The sequence below is a fragment of the Virgibacillus natechei genome, from assembly GCF_026013645.1.
GTDB classification, from domain to species: domain Bacteria; phylum Bacillota; class Bacilli; order Bacillales; family Amphibacillaceae; genus Virgibacillus_L; species Virgibacillus_L natechei.
The window spans coordinates 1,026,209-1,053,086 of sequence record NZ_CP110224.1 but is presented as its reverse complement, the minus strand read 5'-3'; the positions used below and the strand labels follow the sequence as shown (position 1 = coordinate 1,053,086).

The window sequence follows — 26,878 nt, the reverse complement described above, 5'->3', positions numbered from 1 at the left end:
CCTCACACTATATGTGAAGGAGCTCATCAACCATATAATATTTTTTAAGTCATCGTGCCGTCATCTAAATGCTGTACTTGATATAAATCGTAATAACTGCCTTTCATACGCATTAATTCTTTATGTGTTCCGATTTCCTGGATCTCTCCATTTTCAATAAGAACTATTCTGTCGGCATGTGTAATGGTTGCCAGTCGATGTGCTACGATAAATGTCGTGCGATCCGAAGCTAGCTTTTCGACAGCTTCTTGTATTGTTTGTTCACTTTCCAGATCAAGTGCTGAGGTTGCTTCATCGAACATTAGGATTGGCGGATTTTTTAAGAACACACGCGCGATGGCAATTCGTTGTTTTTGCCCTCCTGATAATTTCACGCCTCTTTCCCCAACTAATGTATCATAGCCATAGGATAAATGCTCAATAAATTCATGCGCATTGGCTGCCTTTGCCGCATCTACAACTTCTTCATCTGTTGCATTTGGTGAACCCATTCGTATATTCATCGCAACCGATTCACTAAACAATGTGTTATCTTGTAAAACCATCCCAATATTATTACGTAATGAGCGGGCCTTTACATCACGAATATCAATACCATCTACTTTTATCGAACCGCTTGTGACATCATAAAAACGAGGTATTAAACTGACAAGCGTCGATTTTCCGCCACCACTCATTCCCACAAATGCAATAGTTTCCCCTCTTTGCACATTTAAATTAACATTTTTCAACACTTCATCTTCTTCATCATCATAACGGAAAGAAATATTTTCAATTTCTACAGCACCGTCTACTCTTTTGAGCTCTTTTGCATTATCTTTGTCGACAACGTCATATTTCTCATTAAAGAATTCAAATACACGATCGATCGATGCAATAGATTGAACTAAGGTGGTTGATGAATTTATCAGCCGTCGTAGCGGACTATAAACCCTTTCCATATAACCCACAAACGCAACCATCGTACCCATTGTCAAGTTACCAGTTATGACCTGATAGCCTGCATACGTAATAACAAGTAATGGTGCCAAATCTGTAATCGTATTTGTAACTGCGAAGGTTTTAGCGTTCCAGTCGGTGTGTTTCAATGCTTTATCAAGGAAATTACCATTTCGCGTATCAAATTGACCCTGTTCATAATCTTCTAAAGCAAAGCTTCTTGTAACAGGTACACCTTGTATTCGTTCATGTAGATGCCCCTGCACCTCTGCGAGAGCTTGAGACCTTTCCCGAGTCAGACGACGTAACTTCCCGTAGAAGTACTTGATCGCAAATCCAAATAAAGGAAATAAAATAATAGAAACAAGTGTTAAAGGCACATCCATCGTCAACATAATGACAATAGCAATAGCGATGGTAGCTAAATCCAGCCATATATTCATTAATCCTGTTATAACAAAGTTCTTCGATTGTTCGACATCATGTATTACCCGGGAAATAATTTCGCCGGTTTTTGTCTGAGAATAGTACTTTAAACTTAATTTTTGAATATGGTCAAACAGTCTATCCCTTATGTCGTATAGAATTTTGTTACCTACCCATTGTGCTAAGTATTGTCGAATATATTCTACTGGTGGTCGTAATATCAGAAAAACAACGAACGCTATTCCCATTAACCAGAATAGTTGAGATATCTTAGCAGCATCACTTGCATCTGCACCAATAATATCATCAATTACATACCGTAAAATCAAGGGCATTAATAGTGGAATACCAAATTTCACAACACCAATTAGTATGGTCCACAAAATTTTCCATTTATATGGTTTTACGAAACTCATAAATTGTCTTATACTACTCATAAATTAATCTACCTCTATCATCATCATTGAATAGAAAAGCCTTGCTACAACCTGTAACAAGGATCCTTTTAACAGCTATCGGTACGTTAAATAGCGCTCGTACCATTGATCAATAAAATCCGGCGAGAAAGGACCCTTCCTCTGCCGTATACATATTAATAGATTTTCAAGATTATGATGCAAAATACGGTCTAATACTTTTGGATAATTCATTTGTACTTTATGTTCGTCATACTCATCTTCATCTAATACTTTATATGTCATATCGGGGTAAACTTTAACATCTAAGTCATAATCAATATATTTCAATGCTTCTTCATCATAAATAAATGGAGAGCTTATATTACAATAATAATAAATGCCGTCTTGCCGGAGCATCCCAATAATATTGAACCAATAATGAGCATGGAAATAACAAATCGCTGGTTCTCTCGTTACCCAGGTTCTACCGTCGCTTTCCGTCACCTTTGTTTTATCATTAGCTCCGATAACGATTTTTTCCGTTCCTTTTAACACGAGACTGTTTTCCCAAACCCGATGAAGTCGTCCATTGTGTTTATAACTTTGAATTTGCATCTTAGAACCCGGTCTCGGAGCAATCATCCTATCTTCCTTCCTATCCAAATTATTTCCGTTTTCATCCTTCATTCATTATAATAGTAACATTATGAAATATAAAGTATTATGAACTCAAAGACGCCCTAGGTTCTTCTTTTTGGCTCTTTTCGTAAGTATTGGGACTGCACTTACTCGTCCCACCGAAAACAATTGTCTCTTTTAAATCGTCGTAGTTGATATAAAAGACGACGTAGTGAAATTTCTTTTGCAAACGTTGGTTGAGAGCAGGAATTCGCTACGGAAATACATTCCGCTTTCCGCGGGCGGCTGGTGAGCCCCCCTTGCCCCGGCAAGGGGTATGCCGACGTTGCCCGCAAAGGGCGGTTTTAGTTGGCCATCATCATTTAGCGCACTGTGGGGTCTCACCGATGCCTTTCCTCCCGCAGGAGTCTCCATGTATTTCCTACGCTAGTATTCCGGTTACTGCAGCTAATTTGCATTAGTAACCAATATTCAAAACATCGGACCACCTCACCAGTTCGGGTGAGCGAAGGGCGGTGACTCCTGCGGGAATAGCACGAGTCCGAAGACCCCGCAGAGTGGTTTTCTCGAGGAGTCTGAGGCCGTGCCCGCGGAAAGCATCCGCCCGGAGCGATCCCGAACGGCGTTTATAGCAAACAGTAATTACTTCGTCTTTTATAGATTTTGTGTCAAAAACAATCCTTAGAAAACAACCTTATTTTCCACGCGAGAAACAAACCAACTCGACGTGTCATTTTTACCGGACTTTTGGAATAACCTCTATAAGTTCTTTATCCAATAAAAAAGAGCTTCCTGGAAGAAAGGAAGCTCTTTTTGTATTATATGGGGAAAGTGTTTATTTCTTTCTTTGCTGAGATTGCTGATTTTGTTTCTTAACTTCTTGTGCATTCGTTTCAGATGCAAATTCAGTACCGTATTGACCTTGCCCTTGAGCTGCTTTTTTGTTTTGTTGTTTCACTTCTTGTACATCGGTTTTTGCAGCTGTTTTGTTAGGTTTTTTAGCCATCAGTATCACCTCCGCAATACTAATTTGTCCATTTTATTGGTTGTTATTCGTAAAATTTTCATGGAAAATATACCTTGGTGGATAATCAGTAACTTATTATGCATAATAAAAGCAAAGGAAAGTCTTTTTTGTCGACCTGTCTGTGGTAACGATCATTCTTCTATATATTGCATCATTTTTTGATGAGATACTGGAAAAGGATATGCCTGTAAGCCTTCTGGTTCAACAAAACATAAACGCTCATCATCTGTTTGTTGATGGGAAGTCATTGCAGTATAAATTTCCAATTCCCATATCAAGTGGGAAAACGTATGCTTTAATTCTCCTTTTTTTTCGGAAATTTTAATGTCTAACCCATATTCATTATAAATCCAGTTTTCCAAATGATCCCATCCTATTTCATTTATCGGTACCATTGGAAATTGCCATAGATCTGCCAACAGCCCTTTATTTGCCCGTTTTTCTATTATATACTCACTTTTTTCATTTTTGATTAGTAGTGTAACGTAAGGTATTGTTTTTTGCTTCTTCGCTTTCGTTTTGATTGGAAGCTCCTGCTCTATTCCTTCAGAAAAAGCAAGGCAATGTTCTCGAACTGGACATCGCGGGCATGCTGGTGATTTAGGTGTACAAATTAATGCACCTAGTTCCATGACCGCCTGGTTGAATGAGGACGGATCTTGTTCGGATATCAGTTCACGAACATACGACTCAAACAATTTCTTTGTTCGTGCTTTTGCTATATCTTCCTCTATCTTCAAAATACGAGAAAGCACACGCATCACATTCCCATCTACTGCCGGTTCAGCTTGATCAAAGGCGATGGAAAGAATTGCTCCTTTCGTATATGGGCCAACTCCTTTTAATGATCCAAGCTCGGCTGGATCTGATGGAATTTCACCACCGTATGTGGCGACGACTTCCCGCACAGCGTTTTGTAAGTTTCTTGCACGGGAATAATAACCTAGACCTTCCCATGCCTTGAGGACATCCTCTGGTTCAGCATCAGCGAGTTTATAGACAGTAGGGAACTTTTCAATAAACCGATAAAAATATGGAATAACCGTATCTACCTTTGTTTGCTGTAGCATTATTTCGGATACCCAGACTTTATAAGGATTTTGATCCTTACGCCAAGGTAAGTCACGTTTATTTGCTTGATACCAATCAAGTAATCTCTGTTGAAAAGCCAACTTGTTAAAATTTTGTAAGTTTTTATATGTCATAAAAGCACTTCCTTTATGGTACAATAACCTCAATGTAATGAACGTTGAAATATATGGAACACCATAGAATGTTCTCAACTTAAAAAGTAAAAATGAATCGAAACTTTGAAAGATCCAAGGAGAATCTAAATATTATGGATACTGGAACCCACATTGTAATGGGAGTTGCACTAGGGGGACTGGCAACACTAGATCCGGTTGTGCAAGCTAACCCTACATTATTCGCGGCCGTTTTAACTGGAACAATCATAGGTTCCCACGCGCCGGACTTCGATACCGTTTTTAAATTAAAAAACAACGCTACTTATATTCGTCACCACCGTGGAGCATCCCATTCGATCCCCGCAGTTATAATTTGGGGGTTATTAGTTTCTGGAATAATTTATATGTTCGTCCCACAGGTAGACTTTCTCCATCTATGGCTATGGACGTTCTTAGCAGTTATTATACATGTTTTTGTAGATATTTTTAATGCATATGGAACTCAAGCCTATCGACCATTCACCCATAGATGGGTCGCATATGGATTTATCAACACATTTGATCCCTATATTTTCATATTGCATATAGCAGGTATAGGTGCATGGATCCTCGGAGCAAACCCTGTTTATACATGGGTGATTATGTATAGCGTCCTTGTGCTGTATTATATCAAGCGATATATGGATAAAAGAGAAATTGTCAAAAAAATTAAAGATTACCTTCCAAACATCGAACAGATTGATACTTCACCAACAATAAAGCATAATTACTGGCGTGTCGCCATTACAACAGACACGACCTATTATGTTGCTACAGTTGAAAATGGTCATATTGAAATCGTTGATGAATTTAAAAAAGTACCAATGCCTCATTCAGACATGATGGGATTAGCAAAAAAAGATAAGAACGCTGCTGCATTCCTAACATTTTCCCCTGTCTATCGATGGGAAATAAACGATTTTGATGATTTTACAGAAATTCGATTTATTGACTTACGTTACCGATCTGATAGCCGTTATCCATTTGTTGCAGTCGTACAAATTGATGATAACATGCGGATAATGAGCTCCTATACGGGATGGATCTTTTCTGAACAAAAACTGCAAAGTAAATTATATATGAGAGATAGCCCAGTATAAAGTGAAACTTCAATCAGTGTACCAATAATAACAGCAAGTGCATTTGCACTTGCTGTTATTATTACTCAGAGATCTCATCACCTAGTAAGGAAATGGGTAAAGCTTCTTCTTTTTCATACGCTTCATTTAACAAATTAACCCGATGTCCCCATGCAAACACACCGTTTATATAATTAATTTTGAATTTATGCCCAGGATCGTTATTTAATTGATATACTCCAGTGGCATAAAAGTCTTCTGGATTGATCGTATATGCTAAAGCAACTTGCATTTTTCGTTCATTCACTGCTACCTCTGATACGTTACCTAGTTGTTCTGCTTTCATTGCTTTCTCCTTAAAGTTTCTAGCTTCTACGCGTAATTGCTCAATTGAGTAATCACTATATCGATAATTCATTTTTTATCCCCCTTCTAGCCTATTTTACCAATTGTTTTAGACATTGGAAATATGTATGTTATTCCATTACGTAATGGCTTGGATGAACTGCATTCTGATAATTGACCTCATTCCTCTACCTGTTCGTCCAAAAACTGATTAATCATTTCCATTGAAAATCCCTTTCGAAATAAACCTTCTTTCACTTTATTTCGTAGTTTATATCCCGTTACCTTCTGCTGATGCTTTCGTACAAGTTTTTCACCTTGATAAACGACGGACTCCCATTCTGCGTCTTCATCTTTTTCTTCATTTATTTCGGACAGAGCATCTTTAATAACATCCTGGGTAAATCCTTTTTGCATCAGTGTAGCTTGTAGCTGTTGAATCTGCTTACGAAAAGAATCTTTTTTACCTGCATTCAATTTCTTGTTTATCCAAATGGATACATTTTCGAATTGCGATTCATACGGATACTGATCAACTGCCTGACTAGCTAAATCGGCTGAGACACCTTTCTCAATCATTTCCTTTTTGATGAGCATAGGCCCTTTTGTCGAAGTGTTTATTCTATTTCGCAAAAACATCTCGGCAAATTGCTTATCATCAACTAATTTTTCTTCATTCAGTTTTTCCATGATCTGCGTAATATGTTCTGGATCCACCTCTTTTTTAACTAAATAATCGTGGATTTCTTTTTTTGTTCTCATTCGGTAGCTTAAAAAGTTGATAGCTTGGGTATATGATTTATGTACTGTATCTTTTTCGATAAGTTCATTAATCGTAGCGTCATCTAATACAAGATCTTTTCGAAGGTTGAACTCTATTAAAATAGCTTCATCCACACTAAAGCCAAATCTTTCATCCTGGCCTTCATTCAAAAAAATATTATATCGATCTTTGCTTTTCTTTTGTGTGGTAATGCGAGTTATTTTTTTATTCAACGATAGCCCCCCCTTTCATTTATAATAACAAATACGAATAAAAAGTGCCTGTTTAAAAGATTTCATGCAAAAACACCGTAAAAATGATCACAATTGCATATACTATTATTAGAGGAGGTTTATACATTGAATATATTAGTAACTGGCGGAACAGGCTTTGTCGGCAGAAACCTTACAGCAGCATTACATGAGAAAGATCACCATTGTTATGTACTCACTAGATTTCCTGAGAATTACTCAATCAGCGATAGAACTACCTTTATTAGCTATGATTATCCAGTTGAAAAACTTCCACTGATACATGGCGTCATCAATCTTGCGGGTGAATCACTTTTCGGTTATTGGACCGATAAGAAAAAAGAATCCATCATAAATAGCAGATTAAAAATAACACAAAAAGTCATCGACATCATAAGTAAGTTAGATAAAAAGCCTGAAGTATTTATAAGTGGATCTGCAGTAGGGTTTTATGGAATGTCTGACGAACAAATCTTTACAGAAGCAACCACTCAACCAGGTGATGACTTTCTAGCAGAGGTTGCTACGGAATGGGAACAAGCTGCACAACAGGTGGAAGAAATGGGGATTCGAACCGTTTATGCACGATTTGGCGTCATTTTGGGCGAGAAAGGCGCGCTGCAGTATATGAGTCTGCCAGTGAAAATGTTTGTCGGTGGCAAAATTGGGGATGGAGAGCAATGGATTACATGGGTTCATATTGAAGACGTTGTAGGTATTCTTCAGTTTTGTTTATTTAACAATATAGAAGGCCCCGTTAATGTTACGGCACCCAACCCAAGAAGAAATAAAGACTTCACTAAACTATTATCTGATGTACTAAAGCGCCCGTATTGGTTTCCAACACCGTCCCCTTTTATTCGGTTAACGTTAGGAGAAATGAGCCAATTAATTACCAAAGGCCAATATGTTTTACCAAAAAAAGCCCAGAATAAAGGCTATCAATTTTCCTATCCTTATTTACGCGATGCATTACGAGACATCAAAACCTGATATCAAATTATTGATCTCCACATGATTTCACACTAGGGCAAGGAGGCTGAAGCCGTGCCCTACGGTGTGCGACTGTACACAGCGGAAATCAACCTGGCTCTTACGTCGCATGCTATAGGAACTTGTGTCAAAAACTATAATTCTTTTCGGTGGGACGAGCATTCACGCGCAGTCCCAATGGGCTTCGATGGGGCGAGCATTTACGCGCAGTCCCAGGACGTGCTTATTTAGTCGACCTGACCGTTAACCTGTGCTAAATGGTTCTCTACTAATTCCTCTGCATCTATTCTTGCATTCATTTTCCGGTTTCCAAAGCCATAACCGAGTTCTATATCAGTTGTTTCTAAGTTAACAACTGCTTCTAAAAACGCTTCCTTGTTTATATTCCATACATAAATAATGACCGTAGTATTATCCATAGTATGTAATTCAAATTCTTCTAGATGAAATATAGCGCGGAGTATTTTGCGTTTTGTTAAGTTTGTAATTGTAGAGTGATACAAAATCAAACAACTAACCACTGAAATCCTCCTCGCATTGTTCTTTATAAGATCATTTTACTAAATGTTCTGTATGGGAACAAGCATTTCCCCTTCTAGTCACTTCAATCATGATAGGATTAAGTAAATCTTTAAGGATACATTAATCCTAATCTAGTATGTGAGAATGTGATGATAATGACTTTAGAACAAATTGCATATAATATAAAGTTCTTTCGGGATCAGCAGGACTGGACACAAAAGGAACTATCCGAGCAACTAGTGGTTTCTCGCTCGGTAATCGCTAAGTGGGAAAGTAATTCCGTTACCCCGGATATATCATCGTTAATAAAGTTGAGTAATGTCTTTGAAGTAACGCTTGACCAGTTAGTTGGGAAGCAGTCCTACCATGAGGATCTCTTGAAAGATTTTAAGCGCATCTATAGTTCGAAATCAAAATCTTTCGATGAGGAAGTAGTAGATCTTGTCGAATATATAATGACCCATCCAAACTTTAAAGACCAGGTATACCGGTTAAAAAAATTACCTATTAGAAAGCAATTATCATTACATACAATGTTTGCCGGTATCATTGATCAATATGAAAAAATATAAAAAATCGAGTGAAAACTCGATTTTTTATATTTTAAAGAATCCTTTTCTACTATCATTCGTACAATAGAATAGTAGAAAAGGAATGGAGTGACAAAAATGCAGGAAGTTTTGAGTCAAATTAATTGGGCTGTTATTGCCCCGCTCTTAGTCATTCAAGGGATATTGCTAATCGTTGCCCTCATCGATTGGGCAAAAGCAGATAATATAAATGGGCCAAAATGGATGTGGTTCTTTATTATTGTTTTGGTAAATATTATCGGTCCTGTCTTATACTTTATTTTTGGAAGGAGTAAAGATTAAATGACATTATTAACCGTTTCCAATCTTTCCAAAAGATACGACAGTAAACCTGTAGTTAACAATGTAAGCTTTTCTATTGATTCCGGGAAATGTATTGCATTAATCGGGCCGAATGGTGCTGGAAAAACAACGATTTTGCGAACATTAGCAGGACTTTTACATTCAACTTCCGGATCCTTTCAACTTGGGGATATGAAGACAACTGGTGATATTCGCAAATATATCGGTTATTTGCCGCAACACCCTGTTTTCTATTCATGGATGACCGGCCGGGAGTTTTTAGTCTACAGTGGCGAGCTTGCTTTGCTATCAAAAACAGACGCCAATAATCGTGCAGACGAGTTGCTAGATAAAGTAGGGATTTTCGATGCAAAAGACAAACGAATTGGCAAATATTCCGGTGGGATGAAACAACGACTTGGCATTGCCCAAGCACTCATCCACAAGCCAGAACTGTTGCTATTAGATGAACCTGTTTCATCATTAGACCCGATTGGGCGTCGTGAAATTTTAACCATGATGGAAGAATTAAAAGAAGAAATGAGTATTCTATTTTCCACCCATATTTTAAGTGATGCTGACGAGGTTAGTGATGAACTACTGCTTCTCCATCAAGGGGAAATTGTGGAATCAGGGTCCATGAATACATTACGTCAAAAGTATCAAACAGCTAAAATTGAACTCGAATTTCAGAGTGATATTGGAAAATACAAAGACAAGATTGATCAGCTTTCAGCTATCACAAACAGTTATATCGACCGAAATGTACTACATGTCACCGCAACCGACATTCTAAAAGCAAGGCAGGAAATCTTTACGGCTGCATCTGGTGGATATTGGCCGTTAACAAGCTTTACACTAAATCGTGCTTCTCTTGAAGACATGTTCATGAAAGTGGTGAATACGTAATGCAGTGGTCAACGCTTTTTAAAAAGGAAATGCTGGAGAACTGGCGGAATAAGAAATGGATTTGGGTTCCTTTAGTTATTATTCTAATTGCCATTATTGATCCAATATCCAATTATTATTTGCCGCAGATTATTGAATCAGTTGGTGGAATGCCTGAAGGAGCTTCTATTGACCTACCTGAATTTACCCCGGCTGACGTCGTGATGATGAGCCTGGGACAGTTAAGCAGTTTGGGGGTATTGGTTATTGTACTCATATCAATGGGAATAATAGCGGGTGAGCGCAAAAGCGGGGTATCTGAGCTTATATTAGTAAAACCCGTTTCTTACCAAAATTATATTACAGCAAAATGGGCAGCACTGCTTGTACTTGTATGGGGTTCATTATTTTTAGGAATGCTGGCAAGCTGGTATTACACCAATATATTATTTGGTCACCTATCCTTACTGGCCTTTTTACAAATAGTCTTTTTCTATGGACTTTGGCTCACACTTGTTGTGACGGTTTCTATCTTTTATAATACATTATTTAAAACACCTGGCCTGGTGGCTTTTCTGACCATCATTACGATCATGCTGATGAGTATCATCACACAAATATTTGGACATCTGCTTACATGGAGTCCGGTTCATTTATCGAGCTATATTCATGAAATGCTAATTACTGGTAGTATTTCATCAGACTTGGTTGCGACTGGATTGGTGACAATAGTGATTACGATTATCCTGTTAGCTGCTTCGGTTTTTACGTTAAAAAATAAAGAACTGGGGAACTAAATAAAGACTGGGGCCATATGCTCCAGTCTCCTTTCTATTCCACATCGTTATGCTTCTCAAAAAATTTAATAAACTTAATCTTCTTCTATCTCCTTATCTTCATTTTTCGGCAGCCTACCAGCCTTTTTAACTGATTCCCTTAACAAAAATTCCACATGGCTGTTAACGCTGCGAAATTCATCCTTCGCCCAGACTTGTAAAGCATCATACAGTTTCGGGTCAATTCGCAATGGAAAATTCTTTTTCTTAGCCATAAAAACCCTCTTTTATTGATATAATGATCCAGTGTTCACAACAGGCTGTGCGCCACTGTCAGCTACGATAGAAACAAGTAAATTATTTGTCATGGCAGCCCGGCGTTCGTCATCCAAATCAACTAATCCGTCTTTTTCCATCCGTGAGATAGCATCCTGAACCATACCAACAGCACCTTCAACAATTTGTTTTCTTGCTGCAATAATCGCACTGGCCTGTTGACGTTGAAGCATGGCTTGAGCAATTTCTGTTGAGTAGGCTAGATGAGTTAATCGTGCTTCGATAATTTCAACACCTGCCACTTTTAGGCGATCCTGTAACTCAGCCGTTAATTCATTTGAAATCTCTTGGGCATTTCCGCGGAGGGTAAGTTCTTCCACATGCTCAAATGTATCGTATGGATATTTTGTAGCAACAGCGCGGATTGCTGTTTCACTTTGAATACCAATGAATTGCTCATATTTATCCACATCAAAAACAGCTTTAGCTGAATCAACCACCTTATATACTACAACCGCAGCAATCTCTATTGGATTCCCGTTAACATCATTTACTTTTAGACGACTACTATTAAAATTTCGCACGCGAAGCGAAATCGTCTGCCTTATAGAAAATGGAACAGTGACTACAATCCCTTCCCGACGAATCGTTCCCATATATTTCCCCAGAAAAATAACGACAACAGATTGATTTGGTTGAACCAACGTGATCCCGCTACCTACAGTAACCGCTAGAACTAAGCAAATACCACCCAATATAAATTGTTGTTCAACGAAACCAAACACCGCCCCAGCTAAAAGAAGCGCAATCATAAAAATACCTAAAAACCCATTCATCATCCAAGCATTCTTCTCTTGAATCATGTAAACACACCTTCCCCAATTAAAGTGATTTATTGGCAAATAGGAAAGTTAAAACTTTCCTATTTGCATAAGTGCAACTAAGGCATTCTCCGAAAAGCTTGTCGAACGCTAAGTTTACTAATATTATTATGATGTCACTTTGATTTCATTCTGTATAGTATTAGCTAGCTGATTTTTCCAAGTTATGAATTGGACTTTTTTGTGGGGTGATAAAGTAGTTATCCCCGTCTGTTGTAACGACGACATTTCCAAACGTTGCTGTTGAATAAATCGTTGCATTTATCTTTTCTAAATTTTTAATAACACGATCCACTGGATGACCAAAATCATTATCCATACTGTAAGTGAGTATTGCTATTTGCGGATTAACTTCCTGTAAAAATTCAAATGAACTACTTGTATTGGAACCGTGGTGTGCAACTTTTAGAATTTCAGCTTGAAGCTCATTTTTATCTATTATTTCTTTTTCCTGATCCATCTCCACATCACTCATTAGGACAAAATCAATATCATTATAGGTTATTTTTAGTGCAATGGAAGATTGGTTATTATTTTTGTCTTTCTCGAAACTATTTAGAACACGAATCGTTAACATTGGATCAAGTTTTATGAGTTCGCCTTCCTCCGCTATATTTATAGGAATATTTTGCTTGCGAATTTGATTTAAATACTTTGCATACGTTTTGGTTGTATACAATTTTCCAGAATCCAGTATTTGATCTACTTCAAAGGATTTCATTACATTGGGAAGTCCGCCAATATGGTCGATATCGGGATGTGTAGCAATAAGAAGATCAATTTTTTCAACCTGTTGCTTTTCCAAGTAGGATACAACCTTTTTCCCAGTTTCAGGTGGCCCGCCATCAATCAGGATTGTCTTATTTGTTGGTGTTTGTATTAAAATGCTGTCCCCTTGGCCTACATCAATGAAATGAACTTGCATTTCATCTTGGGATTCACTGTGAATTTGTGCTGGTTGCAGGGTGAAAATGGAAATGAACAGTATAAATACGAGGGAAATTTTGCTGCTACGCATGGAAAACATCCTTTATTAAAATGATGTTGTTAGTTTTTACACAGATCTTGTTTAATATTTATTACTTGGGTTGAAATTTTTCTGTTGCTATTAGAAACTTTGGGATTCCTTTATACGAAATTGGGGTAAGCGTGAGCAAGCTGGAGGATCAATAGTTGACAGAAGTATGCTTTGAAAATCTTCTCAAAAATTTCCTGTTTTATACTTACAGCATTAACAAAAGCTAATCATACTATATTGTTGATTAGCTTCTATGCTAAGGATTTAAAAATTATTTGAAGACTGGGTATGAGGATGTTTTGTTATTTTTTCCTTATTTATTCTTCCATTTCCAAATAGCAATTATGACCCTCCTTCATCCCATCTCCTTCTAAAACCATTTCATCTGAACTTGACATTTTTATTTGAAAGTAATAATCAACGGATCCTGGATCTCTAGATGGAGAGTCTGGACCTCTATCACGAAAAGTAATTGTAAAACCTTCATCATTTTCACTAAGCCTGTATTCAACTCTCTTTCAAACCACTCGACATAAACGGAATTCTTCATCAGTGAATTCTATACCTTCATCAAATGGATTACAATAAGGGTCAGCCGCCACTTCACCATCTTCTATAATATCCCTCAACCTTATGAAAAAGCAATACTACCTTTCTAAGTAACATGATTCTTCACTTTGGAAATCCCCTTTACCTGTAATGCCTATTTCATTTTCTCCTAATATCGAGATTTCGTAACTGTAAATTCCCGAACCCGTATCATTAAACATAATCTCAAACCCATTATCAGCTTCATATAACCAGTACTCATAATCCCTATCATGCGTTTCAACAAAAACAGTATCTTCATCTTTAAATTCTATTCCTTCTTCAAAAGGAGAGCAATTAGGATCTCCAACTACTTCTCCATCTTGGAACCCTGCTATCGCTACCCAATTTCCTCCTATTAAATTTTCTTCTGTTATTTCTTCAGTGCATCCTCCAAGAACAAAGATTAAAAGAGAAAAGGTCAGCAAATAAGTTTTCTTCATATTCATAGTAAGTCCCCCCTTGATCTTCTGCGTATATCAGTACTAAAAATTAAAATGGTTTATTCAAAGAAAGAAAAATACGCAGAAAATGATGGTTCCATTTTAATTTATTCTGGTTGATTATTAATTTAATTATTGTCTTTAGTGATTGCTGCTTCAACAGTCGGATTATCGCTTGGAGTTTCATTTGTAATATAATCTAATATATCATCATCGATTTGTGTATTATTATCACTTAAAAAATCACTGACTTTATACCAATTTTGTGATGCAATATGGTTTTTCGGATAAGGAATACTCGAATTAATTTCATGGACTGTTTGCCATCTATCAACAATAGCATATGTGGTTTCAGTAGGATAGAGCTGGACATCTGTTCCATGCTGTAGTCCAGGAACAGAACGATTTTGTGAAATTGAAAATTCCATTCCTAAGAAAGCAGCTGCTTTCTGAGAATCTCCGATTGTTATTGCTTCTTCAAGTTCTTGTTTCCCAGATTGAAATTCTATCCATGTTTGGATAGAATCAGCACCTTTTCCTACCTCGCTTATTATTCGATTTATAACTTCTTCTGTAATAAAGTTCGAAGTATAATTCGCTTCCTTTTCTGCTAATCCTTCATTGGCAAGATGTTGATATAGGGCAGTTGAACTCGCTGATGAATAATAGGTCACCTCTGTTAAATCAAAAGTTTTAACTATAGGGTTATTTGGATCAAATTTATAATCACGAAATTCCTCTTCACTCATGACTTCTCTTGATGCCGGATCAAACTCAGCTGTCTGCAATGCAGTTTCAAAAAAGTGTCCAGAAATATCATTTGGGTCTTTTTCATAATTAAGCATATCAACCTCTGCAACAACATTATCGTCCATTGCAGAATGATAATTATTTAGTAAAATTAAATAAGCGTCAAATTTCGCCCTATCATCTCGCTCTACATCAATTCCTTCTACTCCTTTATCTCCCATATATAAATAAGCATAAATCATTACCATTTCCTCTTCTAATTTTTCTTTTGACGTAATCACTTTATTATTTAAACGTTCTTTTAACTCATCAATTTTATCTTCACTAATAGACTTAGTGATTTCCTGCAACTCATCTTCTCTTCCAGCATTCAGATATTCATTTCGAAAATAAGTAAATAGCATTTCTTGTTCATCTTAGGGTAACGTTTCTCCATTCGTCATTCTTTCAATTAAACTTTCCAAATAAACATTATTCAGGTTTTCTTCTCCATATATACTTTCCATCATGGCAGAATATCCATTAATGTCCATTAATGCTTTTAAATTAAAATCGGTGGTGACAAATCCCCACGCTTCACCTTCGATTCTACATCCGCAAGATAACTCCTCATCGTCTGCAGATCTGCCCTTACCGCTTCCATCGCTTTCACTTGGTCCTGATCAAGCGTATGCAGGTCCTCTACGATATGACTGACCTTCTTCTTTCCCCAATCCACATTTTCAAGCACCTCTGTATCATCGATCTGGTCCACAGTGACCAGATCCTGCACACTACTTATAATACTATTTGCATCATCGGTTAATTCCACAGTACGGTTTTTGACTTTTTCAAAACCATCGATCACTTCATTTTCCAGGAAGTCCTGTCTAACAAACCCGATTGGATTCGGTTCAAAACCTTCCACGTGATTTTGCGTTTTTGACAGCACATTTTTATAATCTTCTAATGATTGATACAGAAAAATGAGAAATGCTGTTGGACTTCATTGAAAAAATTACGGATGGACGCTCCGCCTTTTCCACGCAACGCATCTTCCATGGAGTGGAAATCTCGAATAGACCGCTGAACTGCGCTGATTTTTTCGTGTATATCATCAATATCCCGAACACCTTCTTCAAGTCCGGTCATTAGTGAATCTACATCCAAAACCTTCATTCATAGCACCTCCAAATCTTCAATCATTCAAATCCCATATAACATTATCCCGTGCCCTTAACTCCTCGATCTAATCGCATTGGCCACGTGTTGATCTGTCTCCTGATATTTCTCCACAGCTTCTTCTGACGCTTGCAAATGCTGATGAAAGATATTTTCAAATTGAGTTAAAAGGTCATCATATTCCTGCTTAATTTCATTGTATTCGCGCACCATATCAAGCTTATTTTCTCCTTCAATTTCTTTTGCAAACGTTGTTGGGATCGCACTTGTCGATGATCGCATATCGGTGATTCCCCGGTTCGCAGCATCAGGCTGTACCTTAATTTCTTCACTCATATCTAATTTTTCACCTCCTGCTTCCTGGCATTCAGGCTTCGCTGCTGTGATTCCAATGATGTTATACTGCTTCCCAAGTTTCCTATTTGTTCCTGCAGGAGTTTAATTTGTTCCCTTATTTTCTCTACTGCCTTTGTAATCTGCTCTTCAGAAATCAAAGCGAAACTTGGCCTGAGTTCCTCTTCTTTCAAGGAAGTTAAACCTTTCGCTTGATCACCATGGAATGTTTTTGGTGTGAATTCAGGTTTTGAACATTCGTCTTCGGTTTCATAATAATCACCTTTTGTTAATTCCAACTCTGTCAGTGCTCTTTCCAGACGATCGAGATCTTCCCTTTTATTGCTTATTTGAAATTGATAGGAACCCACAAGGCGTTTCACTTCCTTCAGCTCTGTATTTATCGAATACAAATCCGTACTCATCATTCCACCTCAATTTTTAACTAATACTTTGTACTTATATATAAAAACATCCATATTTTTCTAATAATTACATATTACTTGAATTAATGGGGATTTTATAGGGTGCTTTTGACTCATTTTCTTCTTTTAAAATAAATTGCAGATAATATATTAATGTACGGAGTTTGCGATCTGGAGGATCTGTAAGTTTTATGCAATAATGGAGCACACACATAAAAACCCGCTGCACAAAAGCAGCGGGTTTTATTTGATCATGGTTCACCATTATTTATTTTTAATTACAATTTCTTCATCTTCAATATCAATTTTAACATTTTCAACAGTTTCTTCTTCTAAGATCAGATCTGTTAATTGATCTTCAATTTTATCCTGAATTACTCTACGCAGAGGCCTTGCACCAAAGCGCTTGTCATAGCCAATTCGTACCAACTCACGTTTTGCTTCATCTGTGATCTTAATTTTAATGTCGTTTTCTTCAATTGTTTCTTGTAATTCACGAAGCATTAGCTCCACAATTTCCATTAAATTATCTTCAGATAGCTCGTTGAAATTAATAATCGAGTCAAATCGGTTTAAGAATTCTGGTTTAAAGTAATCACCTAGTTTTTCCAATGTAGAAACAGATTCATGTGTGTCTCTGTTAAATCCTACATTCACTTGTTTATCACCGGTACCTGCATTACTTGTCATAATGATAACCGTTTCCTTAAAACTCACTTGTCTTCCATGAGAATCCGTTAAGTGACCATCCTCCATAATTTGTAGGAACATATTTTGTACGTCTGGATGTGCTTTTTCGATTTCATCAAGCAAAATAATTGAATATGGATTATGACGTACACGTTCTGTTAATTGCCCAGCTTCTTCATGACCTACGTAACCAGGAGGCGAACCGATAATTTTGGATATAGCATGTTTTTCCATGTATTCACTCATATCCAGGCGAGTCAGTAAGTCTCGTGAACCGAATAATTCTTCAGCTAATGCTTTTGTCAATTCCGTTTTACCGACACCCGTTGGTCCAACAAATAAAAACGAACCAATTGGACGATATTTGGATTTAAGACCTGCACGGCTTCGGCGGATTGCTTTTGCAACTTTGCCAACTGCTTCTTGTTGTCCGATTACTTTGCCACCAAGATTTCCAGCGATGTTTTTCATTTTTTCTTGTTCATCTGTTTGTAGTTTTGTGACTGGTATCCCTGTTTTTTCTTCTACAATTAATTGAATATCTGAAATATCTACATCGATATCTTGAGCCTCATCTTTCGCTTGATCTAACTGCTTTTGAAGTTGAATTTCTTGATAACGAAGGTTGGCAGCACGTTCATAATCCTCTTTTTCAGCTGCTTCTTCTTTTTCTTTGATTATTTCATCAAGGTGATTACCAATAGAATTCGAATCTTTTTCTGCATTTTTTATATTTAATCGTGACCCTACTTCATCCATTAAATCAATGGCTTTATCTGGTAGAAAGCGATCTTGAATATAGCGACCAGACAACGTTACGAATGCACGAATTGCTTCCTCCGAATAACGCACGGCATGAAACGTCTCATAGCGGTCTTTAATACCATTTAGAATTTGTATCGATTCCTCTGCCGACGGTTCTTTAACCATAATTGGTTGTAGACGTCTCTCCAGCGCAGCATCTTTTTCAATTTGACGATACTCTTTTAACGTTGTTGCCCCGATTAACTGCAAGTCACCTCGGGCTAATGCTGGTTTTAAGATATTTCCTGCATCCATTTGCGAGCTTTCTGCTGAGCCAGCACCAACTAACAGATGAATCTCATCAACGAACAGTATAACATCTTTACGGGACTGTAATTCTTTAATCAATTGATTCATACGCTCTTCAAATTGCCCGCGCATGCTTGTATTTGCTACTAATGATGATACATCTAATAGATAAACTTGCTTTTTCATCAATTTTGCGCTTACGTTTCCTTCTATAATTTTGAGTGCAAGCCCTTCTGCAATTGCAGTTTTACCAACACCTGGCTCACCAATAAGGACAGGATTATTTTTATTTCTTCTATTTAATGTCTCAACAACTCGTTTAACTTCATTATCGCGGCCTATTATTGGATCAATCTGACCGTTTCTGGCTTCGTCTGTTACATTTTTTGCTAGTTGGTCAAGTAAACCATTGTTCCCTTGTTTTTGTTTTGTTTGTGTTCCCATTTTATTTGAACCATTTCCCTGGGAAAATTTATTAGAAAATGCGTTATCTGCATTTTCCTTTGATGAATCTGAGAAAAAGTCATCTGTGTTCATCATTTGATTTTGAATTTCACGGAAACATTCATTACAGACATGCATGTTTATTTTCTCATTATTGATTTGCATCGCTACATTAATAGCGGCAGCGTTCGTACCACATTGTTGACATTGCATTTTCTATTCCTCCTTAGGGTTTTCATTTATTATTTAAATCAAATTTGACTTTGACTATCTTTGACCTTGTGAATTTATTATAACCTGACCTATTTTGACTTTCAAGTGTTTTGTTTAGAAAAGCTTAAAAAAAGAAACAGATAAGAACTTTATGCTCTCACCTGTTTCCTCTGCTAATTAATTCGCTGCTTTTCCTTCTTCCTTAGCTCCACACGCATAATTTTCCCTGATGTCGTTTTCGGTAACTCTTTGATGAACTCTATTTGTCTTGGGTATTTATATGGAGCAGTCAGTTGTTTTACATGATCCTGTAATTCTTTAACTAAACCTGAATTATCCACCGTCACATTTTCCTTTAAGACAACAAATGCTTTTACAATGTTGCCACGGACTTCATCTGGAGCTGCTATCACAGCGCATTCTTGAACAGAAGGATGTTTAATCAATGCGTCCTCTACTTCAAATGGACCTATGGTGTAGCCAGAGCTAATGATGATATCGTCTTTACGTCCTTCAAACCAGAAGTATCCATCTTCATCCTTCAGAGCCTGATCCCCTGTTACATAGTAATTGCCTCGTAGTGACATTTTCGTTCGTTCGACATCTTTATAATACTCCCTGAATAATGCAGGGGAATCTAGTTTAACAGCAATATCTCCTACTTCATTATCTGCAACAGGTTGTCCGTCTTCATCGATTATTTCGACCTCATTACCCGGAGTAGGTTTCCCCATTGAACCTGGTTTTACCTCCATACCTTTCATGAACCCTAGTAATAGTGTATTCTCCGTTTGACCATAGCCATCACGAACCGTTATATCAAAATTCTTTCGAAATATATCAATAACCTCGACGTTTAATGGTTCACCTGCAGAAACCATACTATGAAGTGCTGGAAACTGATAGTCCGTTAAATTATCGACTTTTGCCATGATACGATACTCTGTCGGTGTACAACATAGTACATTTATTTCATTATCCTGTAATAAACGTAAGTACGTGTTCGGGTCAAATTTTCCATTATAAACAAAACCTGTTGCACCTGATCCAAGCACAGATAAAAATGGACTCCATACCCATTTTTGCCATCCCGGTCCTGCTGTAGCCCATACTTTATCACCTTCATTAATAGACAACCAATTTGGAGCTGCTGTTTTCAAATGGGCAAAACCCCATCCATGTGTATGTACAACCCCTTTTGGATTACCAGTAGTACCAGATGTATATGGTAAAAATGCAATATCACCGCTGCTTGTATCCGCTATTTTTAACTGATCGGAGGACTTCTCTTTCAAACTGTCCATGAAGTGCCAATCTTCCACGGGCTCCCCAACCACGAATTTGATTAATTGATCATATTCATTTATACCCTTATATTGGTCAACGAAAGGAAAATAACTTACCACCCCACTTACTTCTCCATGGTTAACACGGTATTGCAAATCCTTCGTCTTCAACATCTCAGAGCTTGGTATAATAATGATTCCCGTTTTTAATGCCGCTAAGTATACCTCGTATGCTTCAATAATACGAGGAACCATAATAAGGATCTTATCCCCCTTTTTTAAACCTTTCTCAAGAAAAGCATTTCCAATTTTGTTTACATTTTTCATTAAATTTGCATATGTTATCTCTTTCGAATGACCATTGTCATCCTGCCAAATTAAAGCTTTTCTGCTCGGGTCTGCTGCATACTGTTCCATTTCACTCGCAATATTATAGGCTTTTGGAGCAATTAATTCTTCCTTGTCCATTCTATCAACCCCAGTACATGTTTGATTGTTTTATTATACCAAAGGTTGAGAAAATTTTAAATGAAATAAGATAGACTATTTTAACATTTGATAACGCAGATAAATATCCCTACGTATCTGCAAAAAAAGATGAACGCAATAATTTATTTGCGTCCACCTTTTTTTCTTCATGGTTTAAAGCTCTACTAGTACGTGTTCAAAAAGGAGGATAAAAAGGACCGGGTCGGCTAAAGTCGCAGGCGTCCTGCCTGCAACGCCGACACTAGCACGTCCTGTGCGTCGAAAGTTCGAGGCGGCGTAGCTTTGAGTAGCGGACTTCCACAGGATGTGGTGACTTCTGCATTGCCCACAGGACGTGGGCGGTTTTAGCAGAAGGTCCCCTTCGATTTGTCATTTTTACCAGACTTTTTTGAACATCCTCTACTAGAACCCATGTATTCCCTCTGGCATCTTATCTTTCAGAACGAAATCATCCAGGCTTTTAAAGGTATATCCCTGTTCTTTCAATTCTACAATGATGTGCTCCAGTGATTCTGCGTTATCAGAAGAAACGGTATGAAGAAGCATAATAGCTCCAGGGTGAATTTGATTCATTAGCTGGTCATATGCATATTCCCAACCCTTTTGCTCCTCCCAATCCACAAAAGCTAACGACCAAAAAACATGAATATATCCTAACTCATTCGCCCAATTCAAGGTTCGTTCGTTAAAGACCCCTTTGGGCGGCCTCAGGTATTTTATATCTTTTTGTTCGGAAACATTTGCTACCGCCTCTTCCAGTGTTTCAAGCTCTTCTTGCATCGATTCTTCAGAGATTATAGTGAAGTCTGGATGATGATAGGAGTGGTTTCCAATTATATGGCCCTCATCTACCATTCTGGCTATAAGATCCGGTTCACTATCTACATAATGCCCGGTCACAAAAAAAGTTGCTGGTACATCTTCCTGTTTTAGTACATCCAATATTTCGTCTGTATAACCCGCCTCATAGCCATTATCAAATGTTAAGTAAATATTCTTTTCTCCTGAATCGTCAACATAATACGCCCCATATTCCTTAAGTATTTCCTTGTATTCTCCGATATCTGGTATTTGATGGTCTGTATTTTTTTTAAATCCCCAACCATAAGCACCGGAGTCTGCAGGTTGCATAAGAACCATGAAAAAGGTAAGAAAAGCAATAATTGGTGTCACTACAATATATTTTCGCATAACAACCCACCTGTTTTTCCTTACCTTTTCCTTTTTCTGCTTTAACTATTCATCCAGCTATAAAGCGATCTTCGACTCGGTCCTATTTATTCTCTTTTTGTGCAAGCATTTATAATATAATTGCAGCTATCCAACCGAATAGAATTAACGGAATATTAAAGTGGATAAATGTTGGTACAACTGTGTCCCAAATATGATGGTGCTTTCCATCTGCGTTTAATCCTGCTGTAGATCCGAGTGTACTGTCTGAAGCTGGTGAACCTGCGTCACCAAGTGCGCCAGCTGTTCCGATTAATGTTGCTGTAGCCATTGGCGAAAAGCCAGCTGCTACACAAATTGGAACATATAGTGCCGCCAGTATCGGTATTGTCCCAAAAGATGAACCTATTCCCATTGTTACAATTAACCCAACAAGTAATAAGATAATTGCAATCAATGGTTGATTATCACCTAAAAATCCGGAAGATACTTCAACTAATGCATTCACTGCTCCTGTTTCTGTTAAAATTTCTCCATACCCTGAAGCAACTAACATAACAAATGCGATTGTTCCCATCATACTAATACCATCAGAGACTACTTTATCCCCATTCTTAAATGGTACGGCAATGAACGCAAACATCAATACCAATCCAGTCAATGCTCCAGCTATTAAGTTGTCCGTAATAAGTTGTACAGTTAATGCTGCGCCAATGGCAATTAGTGTAAACAAATGACTTCTATTAAATGTCACATTCTTATTTTCAGGCTCCATTATTGTACTTTCTGCTCCACCCGCCCCAGGTATAGCATCTCTGTCTTTGCGATATGTTATAAATATTGCAATCAGCAAACCGATCACCATACCTAATCCAGGTATTAACATTGATAATGCGGATTCTCCCACTGTAACCTGCACTCCATTTTGTTCCATCCCATCCACGATCGTATTATGAAAAATAAGTCCAAAACCGGCTGGAATCATGACATATGGCGCTTTTAAACCGAATGTCAATGCAGCTGCAGTTGCGCGACGATCCATGCGCATTTCATCAAATAGCTTTAATAATGGTGGAATTAAAATTGGTATAAATGCGATATGCACGGGGACTAAATTCTGTGATAAAGAGGCAACACCTGCTATTACCAATAGCATCATTGTTTTCTTCCCTGTTAATACTCGAATAAGATAGTTTACTAAAATAGTAGTTATTCCCGTGTAACTGATAGCTACGGCAAATGCACCAAGCAAGATATAACTTAACGCGGTGTTGGCCTGTCCTCCCATTCCACTTACCAGCATTTCAATTGACTCTACTACACCAAGTCCTGCCATTACACCAGCAGTCAGTGCTGCAGCAATTATTGCGATAATAACATTAACACGTAACAAACTAAGCACTGTCATAACCAATACCGAAATAACGACGACCCATCCCATACTCCATTCCCCCTTCATCTCTATAGATATATTCAACTAGCCACCGAACCATGACCACTTATACATTCACTTCAATAAACTTTAATACTTCATCATGATAAAGTATTAAAGCGAAAAAATCAACCCTTCGTTTTAAATTATTACTGATACTTTTATATAACAAAAGCGCAAGCGCCCGTTTAGCAACGTACAAACTGCGCTCAGCGCTGCGGGTGGTTCAACGTTGCCACGCAAAGTGACGGTTTTAGTTGAACTTCCACTGCCGCAATGAGATGAGATGAACTTGACTTATCGCCAGTAGTGGCGAAAATCAAAGTGAATCTTATGCTTGGAAAGCGAAAAAGAAACATGCCCCTTCATAGGGGTATGCCGACGCCTGAGCGCAAAGCCCGGTTTTAGTCGGCCTTCCTTAAGCCTAGGGAGTCGATGTTGACTTTCACCACAAGGGCATAAGTGCGACTAAGCCTCTGGCGGAGCCAATCGGCAAGTCTTCTTTATCGTAGTGGAGGGGTGTGAAGTTTGGGGCTGCGCTAAATGCTCGCCCCACCGTAAAGATTGATAGTTGCTGGGCGCTGGAGCTGGACGTGGCTATTCCAGTATATAAGTTATCCACAGCTTTTAAATTCTACGCTATGCAACGAAAAACCCTGTGATATTCTCACAGGGTTTTGCAGTGATGTGTACTGTTATTCAAGCTGAAAGGAGAATGATATATGATCCTCAACTGGGATCCATGCTCCAATTCCCTGGTTCGTCACATTCTTAATGACAATAGATTTATTTGACCCTTTTAATTCAATATAGACCTCGCCAAAAGTTACTTCTCCTTTTTCGCTTACAGCTGGAGCATGTGCATTTAATTCAGCATATTTTTCTACAGGAACATTATATGAATTGTTCTTTTTCGTGTTTTTCCCTATTACTGTCTCATAGGTAAGTGGTAATTCTGTCTTAGCTTCTGTCGTTAACAGCATCATTTTTTTAACTTCCTCAGGATCGGTAATTTTGTTTGTTAATGCTCCTTTTACTTCTTTATCCTCTTGCTGCACATAATTCATTTCCTGATCATTTTCTCCACCAAGATTATTAAGTTCATTCTTATTTATATCCTGATATTCCCAGTTCACAGTTGTTTCTAATGATTCGTAATTTAATGCCCACCGCCCTAAATAAACTTCTCCCCGATATCCAAACGAAATGGGAGATGGATTCAAGGATGTTTCATTAAGCATTTTTATTAAATCTGGATTTTCAATCGGGATGTCCATTTCATCTATTAATTCCTGTGTTAATTCACTAGGCTCAATGACCTCTTGATCTTCACTTGAATTAGGAAACGTATTTTCTTTTGAAATCGTAAGAACATGATTAGGTGGCTCAAATTCGCCCCCTTTTTCTTCTTCTTCCTCTTCACCCAATACAGTTAGCGGTGATAAGAAAGCATAAACGAAAACAATTAATACGATGACATAACTTCTTTTATATTTCATGTGCCCAGTCCTTTCCTTTTTTTATAGTTTTTTCGGACACATGAATATTATACCTAAAATTTAACTTTTAAAAATGAAGAGGCGATTATCCAAGAATTTAGCGGCTTAATTCAATGGTATCAATATTTTCCTCTATTTTAATGCTATTCTCAACAGAACGAACCATTGAGCAGTTTTTCCTTGCAATTTCTAAGTTTTTATAGAGCTTTTCCGGATCTAGGTTATAACCTTTGATCACATAACGTAATTTTATTTCCTCGATTCGGTTTGCTTCCTCTGGATTTCTAACTACATCTGCATCAATGGTAAGGTCTTGCACCTCCGTACGCTGCTTAGCCAAAATTTTTCGAAATACGGAAGCACTACAACCAGCAATAGAAGCTACCATTAATTGGAATGGTCTAAATCCATAATCCTCATTCCCAGATATACATAACTCACCATATTCTAAATCTGTTCGCATTCCATTTTCTTTCAAATAAAATTGCATATTAGTTCCTCCTTTAGGTTCTACTTATATATTTCCTTTATAAGCCTATCATAACCTAATTTTTTAAAGAATTGCAGTTTTTAACACACGTCATGCTACATCACAGTTTATATGTAGATAATTTATTTTTTAGTGGTTACAATTCTTTTCGGTGGGACGAGTAACCGTAGCCCTAATCGTTTAGAAAACAGTCATTTTTATAATGCTAACTACTTAATAGGTTGGTATCTCACCAATTAAAGAAGTATTTCAATGTTAACGTAATGAACGCGTAACCAAGGGATCCTACTAAAAATGTTGGGAAATGTGCATTTTCCTCATTAGGGATCTCTTTTTTTAGTACGTTAAGTATCATTGCACCAGAAATAAAGGCAAATACAATTGCAAGCGTATTATTAGCTAAGGGAGCAAACACTCCCACTACCCAGCCGATAATGATTCCAACTGCTAGTATATATCTACCCAGTGATTCATAGCGTTGACTGTCTTCTCTCCACAAATCGTGGGCGACAGCCATAAAATGCAAACCGACTGCTAACCCGTAAAACACTGCTTGCACACCCTCGATATCAGAGGCGAACACAATATAGGAAATGAGCATGTTATAAATAGAAAAAAACACCATTTGAATCCAAAAAAATGGCCCTTCACCATGTTCATATTGCCTAGACGCTCTGTCTGCTGCTTTATGAACACCATAAAAAATAAGCAGGCCAAACAGACCTAACACATAAAGTTCTGATTCCATGGTAAGCGCTGCATCTTGTGAAAGACCTTCTTGCTCCCGATGCATGGAGGGCAATATATAAACAAATACATAGGAAACAGCCACTCCACCTGAAAAAGAAAGCCACTTAAATCGTCCGATGGTGGAAGATGAAATGATTTTATTAGCCAATAACTGTACGGTTAAATAAACAAGCACCAGTAAAACAGCATCTATCGTCATCATATCACGCTCCCAGCTGTTTTATCTTGTAATCCGTCACCCTTTTATAAAGTATCCTCCTTTAAATTCCAAAGATGATACAAATATTTACCCTAGTATAGGAGTACGTAAAACATTGCAGATGTACGATATCTCATTACTATC

Annotated in this window: 27 protein-coding genes and 1 pseudogene; 6 read left to right on the top strand and 22 right to left on the bottom strand. The window is 37.6% G+C overall.

All coding sequences use genetic code 11. The features are described 5' to 3' along the window. Positions 1-44: 44 nt before the first annotated feature. From OLD84_RS05660 to mutY, 4 genes are all read right to left on the bottom strand, one after another. Positions 45-1,802 (bottom strand): ABC transporter ATP-binding protein, encoded by a 1,758-nt coding sequence (locus OLD84_RS05660; protein ID WP_209463704.1) that lies wholly within the window; start codon positions 1,800-1,802, stop codon positions 45-47. A 75-nt stretch (positions 1,803-1,877) separates the two neighbouring features. Beyond that, positions 1,878-2,405, bottom strand: a complete 528-nt coding sequence (ntdP, locus tag OLD84_RS05655; RefSeq protein WP_209463705.1) for a nucleoside tri-diphosphate phosphatase — start codon at positions 2,403-2,405, stop codon at positions 1,878-1,880. A gap of 832 nt (positions 2,406-3,237) precedes the next feature. Further along, entirely contained in the window at positions 3,238-3,408 is a 171-nt protein-coding gene (locus OLD84_RS05650) for a gamma-type small acid-soluble spore protein (RefSeq protein ID WP_209463706.1), read from the bottom strand. Positions 3,409-3,560: 152 nt separating this feature from the next. Further along, positions 3,561-4,634, bottom strand: a complete 1,074-nt coding sequence (gene mutY / locus OLD84_RS05645; RefSeq protein ID WP_209463707.1) for an A/G-specific adenine glycosylase — start codon at positions 4,632-4,634, stop codon at positions 3,561-3,563. Between the two features lie 134 nt (positions 4,635-4,768). On the opposite strand from mutY, the gene OLD84_RS05640 reads away from it, so the two are divergent. Beyond that, positions 4,769-5,755: a metal-dependent hydrolase gene (locus OLD84_RS05640; RefSeq protein WP_209463708.1), complete on the top strand. Its 987-nt coding sequence runs from the start codon at positions 4,769-4,771 to the stop codon at positions 5,753-5,755. 61 nt (positions 5,756-5,816) lie between these two features. Here OLD84_RS05640 and OLD84_RS05635 read toward each other — a convergent pair whose 3' ends face one another. Together OLD84_RS05635 and recX are read right to left on the bottom strand one after the other, a co-directional pair. Beyond that, positions 5,817-6,152, bottom strand: a complete 336-nt coding sequence (locus OLD84_RS05635) for a YfhH family protein (RefSeq protein ID WP_209463709.1) — start codon at positions 6,150-6,152, stop codon at positions 5,817-5,819. Between the two features lie 107 nt (positions 6,153-6,259). After that, on the bottom strand, positions 6,260-7,075 hold the full coding sequence (gene recX / locus OLD84_RS05630; protein WP_209463710.1) for a recombination regulator RecX: 816 nt from the start codon (positions 7,073-7,075) through the stop codon (positions 6,260-6,262). A gap of 126 nt (positions 7,076-7,201) precedes the next feature. Here recX and OLD84_RS05625 point away from each other — a divergent pair, with 126 nt between their 5' ends. Continuing rightward, a complete protein-coding gene (locus tag OLD84_RS05625) occupies positions 7,202-8,086 on the top strand; it encodes a TIGR01777 family oxidoreductase (RefSeq protein ID WP_209463711.1) in 885 nt (294 codons plus the stop codon). Between the two features lie 227 nt (positions 8,087-8,313). Here the strand turns inward: OLD84_RS05625 and OLD84_RS05620 are convergent, their stop codons facing one another. Next, positions 8,314-8,607 carry a hypothetical protein gene (locus OLD84_RS05620; RefSeq protein WP_209463712.1) on the bottom strand — a complete coding sequence of 98 codons (294 nt, stop codon included), beginning with the start codon at positions 8,605-8,607 and terminating at the stop codon, positions 8,314-8,316. Positions 8,608-8,763: 156 nt separating this feature from the next. Between OLD84_RS05620 and OLD84_RS05615 the strand changes: the two genes are divergently transcribed. The 4 genes from OLD84_RS05615 (at position 8,764) to OLD84_RS05600 (ending at position 11,165) form a co-directional block, all read left to right on the top strand. Beyond that, entirely contained in the window at positions 8,764-9,180 is a 417-nt protein-coding gene (locus tag OLD84_RS05615; RefSeq protein ID WP_209463713.1) for a helix-turn-helix domain-containing protein, read from the top strand. A 96-nt stretch (positions 9,181-9,276) separates the two neighbouring features. Next, entirely contained in the window at positions 9,277-9,480 is a 204-nt protein-coding gene (locus OLD84_RS05610) for a PLD nuclease N-terminal domain-containing protein (protein WP_209463714.1), read from the top strand. Further along, entirely contained in the window at positions 9,481-10,389 is a 909-nt protein-coding gene (locus OLD84_RS05605) for an ABC transporter ATP-binding protein (protein WP_209463715.1), read from the top strand. Next, the gene (locus OLD84_RS05600) at positions 10,389-11,165 is read left to right on the top strand and encodes an ABC transporter permease (protein WP_209463716.1); all 777 of its coding nucleotides are present in this window, start codon (positions 10,389-10,391) and stop codon (positions 11,163-11,165) included. Before OLD84_RS05605 ends, OLD84_RS05600 begins: the two co-directional genes overlap by 1 nt. 74 nt (positions 11,166-11,239) lie before the next feature. Here the strand turns inward: OLD84_RS05600 and OLD84_RS05595 are convergent, their stop codons facing one another. The 15 genes and pseudogenes from OLD84_RS05595 to OLD84_RS05525 form a co-directional block, all read right to left on the bottom strand. Further along, a complete protein-coding gene (locus tag OLD84_RS05595) occupies positions 11,240-11,419 on the bottom strand; it encodes a type II toxin-antitoxin system antitoxin (RefSeq protein WP_209463717.1) in 180 nt (59 codons plus the stop codon). Positions 11,420-11,431: 12 nt separating this feature from the next. Further along, positions 11,432-12,280, bottom strand: coding sequence for an SPFH domain-containing protein (locus tag OLD84_RS05590; RefSeq protein WP_209463780.1), 849 nt, complete (start codon positions 12,278-12,280; stop codon positions 11,432-11,434). A gap of 163 nt (positions 12,281-12,443) precedes the next feature. Then, on the bottom strand, positions 12,444-13,319 hold the full coding sequence (locus OLD84_RS05585; protein WP_209463718.1) for a ComEC/Rec2 family competence protein: 876 nt from the start codon (positions 13,317-13,319) through the stop codon (positions 12,444-12,446). Between the two features lie 647 nt (positions 13,320-13,966). Next, positions 13,967-14,356, bottom strand: a complete 390-nt coding sequence (locus OLD84_RS05580; protein ID WP_209463719.1) for a hypothetical protein — start codon at positions 14,354-14,356, stop codon at positions 13,967-13,969. 122 nt (positions 14,357-14,478) lie between these two features. Next, the gene (locus OLD84_RS05575) at positions 14,479-15,504 is read right to left on the bottom strand and encodes a hypothetical protein (protein WP_209463720.1); all 1,026 of its coding nucleotides are present in this window, start codon (positions 15,502-15,504) and stop codon (positions 14,479-14,481) included. 137 nt (positions 15,505-15,641) lie between these two features. After that, positions 15,642-16,231 (bottom strand): annotated as a pseudogene (locus OLD84_RS05570) (T7SS effector LXG polymorphic toxin). A gap of 84 nt (positions 16,232-16,315) precedes the next feature. Next, a complete protein-coding gene (locus tag OLD84_RS05565) occupies positions 16,316-16,597 on the bottom strand; it encodes a YwqI/YxiC family protein (protein WP_209463722.1) in 282 nt (93 codons plus the stop codon). Positions 16,598-16,599: 2 nt separating this feature from the next. Beyond that, on the bottom strand, positions 16,600-17,022 hold the full coding sequence (locus OLD84_RS05560) for a hypothetical protein (RefSeq protein ID WP_209463723.1): 423 nt from the start codon (positions 17,020-17,022) through the stop codon (positions 16,600-16,602). A gap of 261 nt (positions 17,023-17,283) precedes the next feature. Further along, positions 17,284-19,419: an ATP-dependent Clp protease ATP-binding subunit gene (locus OLD84_RS05555; protein WP_209463724.1), complete on the bottom strand. Its 2,136-nt coding sequence runs from the start codon at positions 19,417-19,419 to the stop codon at positions 17,284-17,286. Between the two features lie 173 nt (positions 19,420-19,592). After that, positions 19,593-21,173 (bottom strand): acyl-CoA synthetase MbcS, encoded by a 1,581-nt coding sequence (gene mbcS, locus OLD84_RS05550; protein ID WP_209463725.1) that lies wholly within the window; start codon positions 21,171-21,173, stop codon positions 19,593-19,595. 423 nt (positions 21,174-21,596) lie between these two features. After that, positions 21,597-22,385, bottom strand: a complete 789-nt coding sequence (pdaA, locus tag OLD84_RS05545; protein WP_209463726.1) for a delta-lactam-biosynthetic de-N-acetylase — start codon at positions 22,383-22,385, stop codon at positions 21,597-21,599. 109 nt (positions 22,386-22,494) lie between these two features. After that, complete coding sequence (locus OLD84_RS05540; protein WP_209463727.1) at positions 22,495-23,805, bottom strand: Na+/H+ antiporter family protein; 1,311 nt, start codon at positions 23,803-23,805, stop codon at positions 22,495-22,497. A 686-nt stretch (positions 23,806-24,491) separates the two neighbouring features. Next, positions 24,492-25,295 carry a YfkD famly protein gene (locus OLD84_RS05535; RefSeq protein WP_209463728.1) on the bottom strand — a complete coding sequence of 268 codons (804 nt, stop codon included), beginning with the start codon at positions 25,293-25,295 and terminating at the stop codon, positions 24,492-24,494. A 97-nt stretch (positions 25,296-25,392) separates the two neighbouring features. After that, on the bottom strand, positions 25,393-25,785 hold the full coding sequence (locus OLD84_RS05530; RefSeq protein WP_209463729.1) for an OsmC family protein: 393 nt from the start codon (positions 25,783-25,785) through the stop codon (positions 25,393-25,395). 229 nt (positions 25,786-26,014) lie between these two features. Continuing rightward, complete coding sequence (locus OLD84_RS05525) at positions 26,015-26,737, bottom strand: hypothetical protein (protein WP_245301620.1); 723 nt, start codon at positions 26,735-26,737, stop codon at positions 26,015-26,017. Positions 26,738-26,878 lie beyond the last annotated feature (141 nt).

What these genes read in the sequence shown, in the direction of transcription:
- OLD84_RS05540 (WP_209463727.1), bottom strand. Translation starts at nt 23,805, where the DNA reads ATGGGATGGGTCGTCGTTATTTCGGTATTGGTTATGACAGTGCTTAGT.
- OLD84_RS05580 (WP_209463719.1), bottom strand. Translation starts at nt 14,356, where the DNA reads ATGAATATGAAGAAAACTTATTTGCTGACCTTTTCTCTTTTAATCTTT.
- OLD84_RS05595 (WP_209463717.1), bottom strand. Translation starts at nt 11,419, where the DNA reads ATGGCTAAGAAAAAGAATTTTCCATTGCGAATTGACCCGAAACTGTAT.
- OLD84_RS05560 (WP_209463723.1), bottom strand. Translation starts at nt 17,022, where the DNA reads ATGATGAGTACGGATTTGTATTCGATAAATACAGAGCTGAAGGAAGTG.
- OLD84_RS05605 (WP_209463715.1), top strand. Translation starts at nt 9,481, where the DNA reads ATGACATTATTAACCGTTTCCAATCTTTCCAAAAGATACGACAGTAAA.
- OLD84_RS05575 (WP_209463720.1), bottom strand. Translation starts at nt 15,504, where the DNA reads ATGCTATTTACTTATTTTCGAAATGAATATCTGAATGCTGGAAGAGAA.
- ntdP (WP_209463705.1), bottom strand. Translation starts at nt 2,405, where the DNA reads ATGATTGCTCCGAGACCGGGTTCTAAGATGCAAATTCAAAGTTATAAA.
- mutY (WP_209463707.1), bottom strand. Translation starts at nt 4,634, where the DNA reads ATGACATATAAAAACTTACAAAATTTTAACAAGTTGGCTTTTCAACAG.
- OLD84_RS05660 (WP_209463704.1), bottom strand. Translation starts at nt 1,802, where the DNA reads ATGAGTAGTATAAGACAATTTATGAGTTTCGTAAAACCATATAAATGG.
- pdaA (WP_209463726.1), bottom strand. Translation starts at nt 22,385, where the DNA reads ATGCGAAAATATATTGTAGTGACACCAATTATTGCTTTTCTTACCTTT.
- OLD84_RS05585 (WP_209463718.1), bottom strand. Translation starts at nt 13,319, where the DNA reads ATGCGTAGCAGCAAAATTTCCCTCGTATTTATACTGTTCATTTCCATT.
- OLD84_RS05565 (WP_209463722.1), bottom strand. Translation starts at nt 16,597, where the DNA reads ATGAGTGAAGAAATTAAGGTACAGCCTGATGCTGCGAACCGGGGAATC.
- OLD84_RS05650 (WP_209463706.1), bottom strand. Translation starts at nt 3,408, where the DNA reads ATGGCTAAAAAACCTAACAAAACAGCTGCAAAAACCGATGTACAAGAA.
- OLD84_RS05615 (WP_209463713.1), top strand. Translation starts at nt 8,764, where the DNA reads ATGACTTTAGAACAAATTGCATATAATATAAAGTTCTTTCGGGATCAG.
- OLD84_RS05600 (WP_209463716.1), top strand. Translation starts at nt 10,389, where the DNA reads ATGCAGTGGTCAACGCTTTTTAAAAAGGAAATGCTGGAGAACTGGCGG.
- OLD84_RS05635 (WP_209463709.1), bottom strand. Translation starts at nt 6,152, where the DNA reads ATGAATTATCGATATAGTGATTACTCAATTGAGCAATTACGCGTAGAA.
- OLD84_RS05555 (WP_209463724.1), bottom strand. Translation starts at nt 19,419, where the DNA reads ATGCAATGTCAACAATGTGGTACGAACGCTGCCGCTATTAATGTAGCG.
- OLD84_RS05610 (WP_209463714.1), top strand. Translation starts at nt 9,277, where the DNA reads ATGCAGGAAGTTTTGAGTCAAATTAATTGGGCTGTTATTGCCCCGCTC.
- OLD84_RS05535 (WP_209463728.1), bottom strand. Translation starts at nt 25,295, where the DNA reads ATGAAATATAAAAGAAGTTATGTCATCGTATTAATTGTTTTCGTTTAT.
- OLD84_RS05525 (WP_245301620.1), bottom strand. Translation starts at nt 26,737, where the DNA reads ATGATGACGATAGATGCTGTTTTACTGGTGCTTGTTTATTTAACCGTA.
- OLD84_RS05530 (WP_209463729.1), bottom strand. Translation starts at nt 25,785, where the DNA reads ATGCAATTTTATTTGAAAGAAAATGGAATGCGAACAGATTTAGAATAT.
- OLD84_RS05640 (WP_209463708.1), top strand. Translation starts at nt 4,769, where the DNA reads ATGGATACTGGAACCCACATTGTAATGGGAGTTGCACTAGGGGGACTG.
- mbcS (WP_209463725.1), bottom strand. Translation starts at nt 21,173, where the DNA reads ATGGACAAGGAAGAATTAATTGCTCCAAAAGCCTATAATATTGCGAGT.